Source organism: Lentzea sp. NPDC060358 (genome assembly GCF_042725365.1).
Taxonomy (GTDB): Bacteria; Actinomycetota; Actinomycetes; order Mycobacteriales; family Pseudonocardiaceae; genus Lentzea.
Genome location: NZ_JBHXCW010000364.1, coordinates 1 through 5,724 on the forward strand (window position 1 = coordinate 1; position 5,724 = coordinate 5,724).

Annotated in this window: 5 protein-coding genes; 1 reads left to right on the forward strand and 4 read right to left on the reverse strand. The window is 68.8% G+C overall.

Annotation, left to right across the window (positions count from 1 at the left end):
- Positions 1-47: 47 nt before the first annotated feature.
- The 3 genes from ACFWGZ_RS39035 to ACFWGZ_RS39045 all read right to left on the reverse strand — a co-directional run bounded on the left by ACFWGZ_RS39035 (position 48) and on the right by ACFWGZ_RS39045 (position 3,119).
- Positions 48-1,361, reverse strand: a complete 1,314-nt coding sequence (locus tag ACFWGZ_RS39035; protein ID WP_382456629.1) for a citrate synthase — start codon at positions 1,359-1,361, stop codon at positions 48-50.
- A gap of 223 nt (positions 1,362-1,584) precedes the next feature.
- Positions 1,585-2,523 (reverse strand): carbohydrate kinase, encoded by a 939-nt coding sequence (locus ACFWGZ_RS39040; protein WP_382456630.1) that lies wholly within the window; start codon positions 2,521-2,523, stop codon positions 1,585-1,587.
- Positions 2,520-3,119 carry a TetR/AcrR family transcriptional regulator gene (locus tag ACFWGZ_RS39045; protein WP_382456631.1) on the reverse strand — a complete coding sequence of 200 codons (600 nt, stop codon included), beginning with the start codon at positions 3,117-3,119 and terminating at the stop codon, positions 2,520-2,522. The genes ACFWGZ_RS39040 and ACFWGZ_RS39045 overlap by 4 nt, the downstream gene beginning before the upstream one ends.
- A gap of 85 nt (positions 3,120-3,204) precedes the next feature.
- Between ACFWGZ_RS39045 and ACFWGZ_RS39050 the strand changes: the two genes are divergently transcribed.
- Positions 3,205-4,344 (forward strand): acyl-CoA dehydrogenase family protein, encoded by a 1,140-nt coding sequence (locus ACFWGZ_RS39050; RefSeq protein ID WP_382456632.1) that lies wholly within the window; start codon positions 3,205-3,207, stop codon positions 4,342-4,344.
- Here the strand turns inward: ACFWGZ_RS39050 and ACFWGZ_RS39055 are convergent.
- Positions 4,341-5,549, reverse strand: a complete 1,209-nt coding sequence (locus tag ACFWGZ_RS39055) for an amidohydrolase (protein ID WP_382456633.1) — start codon at positions 5,547-5,549, stop codon at positions 4,341-4,343. The genes ACFWGZ_RS39050 and ACFWGZ_RS39055 overlap by 4 nt on opposite strands.
- Positions 5,550-5,724 lie beyond the last annotated feature (175 nt).

The following is a 5,724-nucleotide window of genomic DNA, read 5'->3' on the forward strand; positions in this document are numbered from 1 at the left end:
GGGCACGCCTGCATGACAGGCGTGCCCCGCTCGGGTGAAGCTGGAGGTCAGCGGTTCTCCATCGCGATGAAGTCGCGCTCGACCGGGCCGGTGTAGATCTGCCGCGGGCGGCCGATCTTGGTGGCCGGGTCGTTGATCATCTCGCGCCAGTGCGCGATCCAGCCGGGGAGCCGGCCGAGCGCGAACAGCACGGTGAAGAACTTGGTCGGGAAGCCCATCGCCCGGTAGATCAGACCCGTGTAGAAGTCCACGTTCGGGTAGAGCTTGCGGGAGATGAAGTAGTCGTCGCTCAGGGCGGCCTCTTCCAGCTGCTTCGCGATGTCGAGCAGCTGGTCGTCGGCGCCGAGCTTGCCGAGGATCTCGTCGGCGGTCTTCTTGATGATCGCGGCGCGCGGGTCGTAGTTCTTGTAGACCCGGTGGCCGAAGCCCATCAGGCGGACGCCGTCCTCCTTGTTCTTGACCTTGTTGACGAACGACTTCACGTCGCCGCCGTCGGCCTTGATCTTCTCGAGCATCTCGAGCACCGCGCTGTTCGCGCCGCCGTGCAGCGGGCCGAACAGGGCGTTGATGCCCGCGGAGATGGACGCGAAGAGGTTGGCCTCGGACGAGCCGACCAGGCGCACGGTCGACGTGGAGCAGTTCTGCTCGTGGTCGGCGTGCAGGATGAACAGCAGGTCGAGCGCGCGGACCAGGTCCGGGTCGAGGTCGTAGGCCTCGGCCGGGAAGCCGAAGGTCATGCGCAGGAAGTTCTCCACCAGGCCCAGCGAGTTGTCCGGGTAGAGGAACGGCTGGCCGACCGACTTCTTGTACGCGTAGGCCGCGATGGTCGGCAGCTTGGCCAGCAGGCGGATCGTGGAGATCTCCACCTGGTTCGCGTCGAACGGCGACAGCGAGTCCTGGTAGAAGGTCGACAGCGCGGACACCGCGGACGACAGCACCGGCATCGGGTGCGCGTCGCGGGGGAAGCCGTCGAAGAAGCGCTTGAGGTCCTCGTGCAGCAGCGTGTGCCTGCTGATCTTCTTGTTGAAGTCCTCGAGCTGCGCGGCGGTCGGGAGCTCACCGTAGATCAGGAGGTAGGAGACCTCCGCGAAGTTCGAGCGCGCGGCCAACTGCTCGATCGGGTACCCGCGGTAACGCAGAATTCCGGCGTCACCGTCGATGTAGGTGATCTCGGAGGAGCAGGAGGCCGTGTTGACGAAACCGGAGTCCAGGGTTACCAGACCGGTGGTCGACAGCAGCTTGCCGAGTTCGATGCCGGACGCGCCTTCGGACGCCCGCACCACCTTCATCTCGAGCTCTCCGCCCCCGTGGCGCAGCGCGACGGTCTGTGGGTCGGTCGGCGCAGTCGTCGCGTCGGGCATTCAAGTCCCTCTCAACGCTCGGACGGGGTGGCGGCAGGTCGCACGGCCTGCCTACGTCTCGGACCACCCCGTTGGGATCTGAGTCTTCAAGTTCATCCACGCTAGTCGGCGGAAGGCCCGGCTCGCAGCAGCGGTGTGAACCGATTCTGTGAGATGGGACCGGCATCACATCCGGAATGCCAGCTTGTAGCGCGGTTACCCCACGGTAGTCCGATCCGCCGCTTTAGCCAGCCAACGCGGCGGTGAGTTCGCTCGCAAAGGGCGGTTCGGCACCCGCACGGGAACATGTGATCGCGGCGGCCGCGCCGGCGTACGCCAGCGCCGCGGTCCACTCCTCGCGTGAGAGCGCGCGCACCTTGCCCGCGTCGAGCGCGTCGTGGTCGTGCAGCCACGCGAGCAGGGCACCTTGCACCGTGTCGCCCGCCCCGATCGTGTCGACGACGTCCACCCGCACGGGCGGCACGTCGACCTGGTCGGTGGCGGTGATCGCGGAGAGGCCGTCCCCGCCCTTGGTCAGCACGACGGCGGCCGGTCCCTGTGAAATCCACGTCCGTGCGATCTCGATCACGTCCGCGTCGTCGTCCCCGGCGAGCCACCGCGCGTCCTCGACGGAGACCTTCAGCAGCCCGACGTCGGGCAGCCACGACGCGAACCGCGCGCGGTAGGCGCCCGGATCGTCGATGAGCCCTGCCCGGATGTTGGGGTCGAGCGCGGTCAGCACGCGCTTGCTCTCGCGCCGCAGCACCTTCTCGTACACCGACGCGCCGGGTTCGAGCACCAGCGACAGCGTGCCGAACGAGAGCGCCCGCACGTCCTCGCCGAGCGGACCGGGGTCCTCGACGAGCCGGTCGGCGGTGCCCTCGACGTAGAACGCGTAGCGCGCGGACCCGTCCTCGGCGAGGCCGACGACGGCGAGCGTGGTGTTCTCCTGTCCACGTTGGACCAGATCGGTGCGCACACCCGAGGCGTGCAACCGCTTCACCAACTGCTCTCCGAAGTGGTCGGTCGACACCCGCGACAGGAACCCCGTCGGCACGTCGAGCCGTCCGAGCGCGACGGCCACGTTGTACGGCCCGCCACCGAGCTTCGGCGCGAGCGGCGTGAGCTCGTCGTCCCCCACCGGCACCATGTCGACCAGCGCCTCACCAGCAACCACGATCACGCGTCCGACTCCTTCTGCCCAGCGCCCGTTCTCCGCAGCCCATCCAACAGCAGTTCACCCAGTGCGGTGAACGCCTCGGCGTCGGAAACACCTGCCCGTTTCGTGAGGACACCCGTCTGGATGCCCTCGATGAGCAACCCGGCCATCTCGGCGAAGAGCGTCGCCTGCACCTCGCGGAACACGTTCCGCTCGACCCCGTCCTGGATGAACGACTTGATGCGCTCGGCGGCAGCGCGCGCGTTGCGCTCGTACGTGGCGCGCGTGGGCGGGAAGTCCGCCACGTCCGCGATGAACGCCGCCGACGCCTTGCTGAGCTCCTCCGCCGCCCCCGCGAGGTAGCTGCCGATGCGTTTGCGCACGTCGTCGAGGCCCGCGACGCGCTTCTCGATCCGCTCGGCCGCGCCCTTGAAGTACCGCCCGACCACCCGCACGGCCAGCTGCTCCTTGCTGCCGGCGAGCGCGTACAGCGTCGACTTCGAGCAGTGCAGCCTGCCCGCGACGTCGTCCAGCGTGAGATGCCCGAAGCCCTCGGTGAGGAACAACGCCTCCAACCGGGTGAGCAGCTCGGCCTGCCGCTGCGTGAGAGCCCGCGTCATAGGTGACGACCCTGCCACATTCGCTAGCTGCTGTACTGCACAACGCACTAGAGTACAGCTACCAGTACACCACCGGAGGTCGACGATGCCCGCCGAGCGGCTGCTCCCCACGCAAGAGGCCGAGGACCTGATCGCGCTGGTCAGGGAGATCGCGCGGGACGAACTGAAGCCCCACGCGGCCGACGCGGAGGAGAACGAGAAGTTCCCCCGCGACGCGTTCCGCCTGCTGGGCAGGTCCGGTCTGCTGGGTCTGCCGTACCCCGAGGAGTTCGGCGGCGGCGAGCAGCCCTACGAGGTGTACCTGCAGGCCCTCGAAGAGGTCGCCTCGGCGTGGATGACGGTCGCCGTCGGCCTGTCGGTCCACGTGATGTCCTGCTACGGCCTCGCCACGTTCGGCACCCGCGAGCAGCAGGACCGCTGGCTCCCGGAGATGCTCGAGGGCGAACTGCTGGGCGGCTACGCCCTGTCGGAGGTGCAGGCGGGCTCCGACCCGGCGGCCATGGCGACCAGGGCGGTCCGCAAGGGCGGCGACTACGTCGTGAACGGCACCAAGGCGTGGATCACGCACGCCGGCGCCGCCGACTTCTACACCCTGATGGCCCGCACGAGCCCGGACGCGGGCCGCGGCATCTCGTGCTTCCTCGCACCGGGCGAGGCGAAGGGCCTCACCGCCCTCACCCCGGAGCGCAAGATGGGCCTGACCGGCTCCATCACCGCGCAGCTCGAGTTCGACGGCGTCACCTTCTCCACCGACCGCCTGATCGGCCAGGAGGGCGACGGCCTCAAGATCGCACTGTCCGCTTTGGACTCGGGCCGCCTCGGCATCGCGGCCTGCGCGGTGGGCCTAGCCCAAGCGGCCCTGGACGAGGCCGTCGCCTACGCCAAGACCCGCACCCAGTTCGGCCGCCCGATCATCGAGTTCCAGGGCCTCGAGTTCCTGCTGGCCGACATGGCCGCGGCCGTCGAGTCGGCGAGGGCCACCTACATCTCCGCGGCCCGCCGCCGCGACCGCGGCCTCCCGTTCCGCCAGCAGGCCTCCATCGCCAAGCTGGTCGCCACCGACGCGGCGATGAAGGTGACCACCGACGCCGTCCAGGTGCTGGGCGGCGCCGGCTACACCCGCGACTTCCCGGTGGAGCGCTACATGCGCGAGGCCAAGGTCCTGCAGATCTTCGAGGGCACCAACCAGATCCAGCGCCTCGTGATCGGCAGGGGCCTGCGCTAGGCCTCCCGGTAGAAGGGGTCGGCCACGACCCCTTCCCCCAGCCCCTCGTCGAAGGCGTAGACCTCACGCCCCTCGACGAACACCCGCAAGGCCCGGCTCATCACGTCCAACGGGTCCCCGGACCAGATGACGACGTCCCCGTCGAGCCCGGGCTTGAGCGCACCGACCCGGTCGTCGAGCCCCATGATCCGAGCGGGGTTGGTGGTGATGGACTTCAACGCCACCTCGCTGTCGAGCCCCTCCTTCACCGCCAAGGTGGCCTGGTGCACCAGGAAGTGGATGGGCACGACGGGGTGGTCGGTCGTGATCGCCAACTCCACCCCGGCCCGCGCGAGGATCCCGGGGTTGCGCAGCCCCCGGTTGCGCAGCTCCACTTTGGACCGTGACGTGAACAGCGGCCCGATGATCACCGGGATCTGCTTCTCCGCGATGACGTCCGCGATCAGGTGCCCCTCGGTCCCGTGGTTGAGGATCAACCGGTACCCGAACTCCTCGGACAGCCGGATGGCCGTGGCGATGTCGTCGGCCCGGTGCGCGTGCTGGCACCACGCCAGCTCCCCGGAGAGCACCTTCCCGAGGATCTCCAGCGTCCCGTTGCGGTCGAAGGCCTTCCCGTCCTTCTCCGCCTCGGCCTTCTTGGCGAGGTAGTCCTGAGCCCTGGTCAACTCGTCCCGGATGACCGCGGCCACCCCCTGCCGGGTGGACGGCAACTTCCCCTTGTCGCCGTACACCCGCTTCGGGTTCTCCCCGAGCGCGCTCTTCACGCTGACGGGCTCCTTGACGAGCATCTCGTCAACGGTCCGCCCCCAGCACTTGATGGCCACGGTCTGCCCACCGATGGGGTTGCCGGACCCGGGCTTGATGACAGCGGTGGTGACCCCACCGCTGAGCGCGTCGGCAAACCCGAGGTCAGCGGGGTTGACGGCGTCCAAGGCCCGCATCCGCGCCCCGACGGGGTCGGTCATCTCGTTGGTGTCCTGCCCGGCCCACCCCTCGGCCTCCTCGTGGACACCGATGTGCCCGTGCGCCTCGACGAAGCCGGGCAGGACCCAGGCCCCGTCGGCGTCGACGACCTCAACCCCGTCGGGGATGTCCACGTCGGCGCCAACAGCAACGATCTTCCCGTCCTGGATGAGAACGGTGCCGCCCTCGACAGGCGAACCGTCGACGGGCACGACGTAACCACCGGTGATCGCGATGTTCATGGTTAGCAACGCTAACGGTCAACCGGACAGGAGGCCACCCCGCGAAGCCGAAGGCGAGCAGGAGCTTTTGCTTTTGCTTTTGAGCGCAGCTCTCAGCGGTGGGTGCCCCGTCACGAGTCGCGCCTCAGCTCTTGCTGCAACGAGGCAGGGGTGTCAAGCGGGCGAAAAGCGTGCC

What these genes read in the sequence shown, in the direction of transcription:
- ACFWGZ_RS39035 (WP_382456629.1), bottom strand. Translation starts at nt 1,361, where the DNA reads ATGCCCGACGCGACGACTGCGCCGACCGACCCACAGACCGTCGCGCTG.
- ACFWGZ_RS39045 (WP_382456631.1), bottom strand. Translation starts at nt 3,119, where the DNA reads ATGACGCGGGCTCTCACGCAGCGGCAGGCCGAGCTGCTCACCCGGTTG.
- ACFWGZ_RS39050 (WP_382456632.1), top strand. Translation starts at nt 3,205, where the DNA reads ATGCCCGCCGAGCGGCTGCTCCCCACGCAAGAGGCCGAGGACCTGATC.
- ACFWGZ_RS39055 (WP_382456633.1), bottom strand. Translation starts at nt 5,549, where the DNA reads ATGAACATCGCGATCACCGGTGGTTACGTCGTGCCCGTCGACGGTTCG.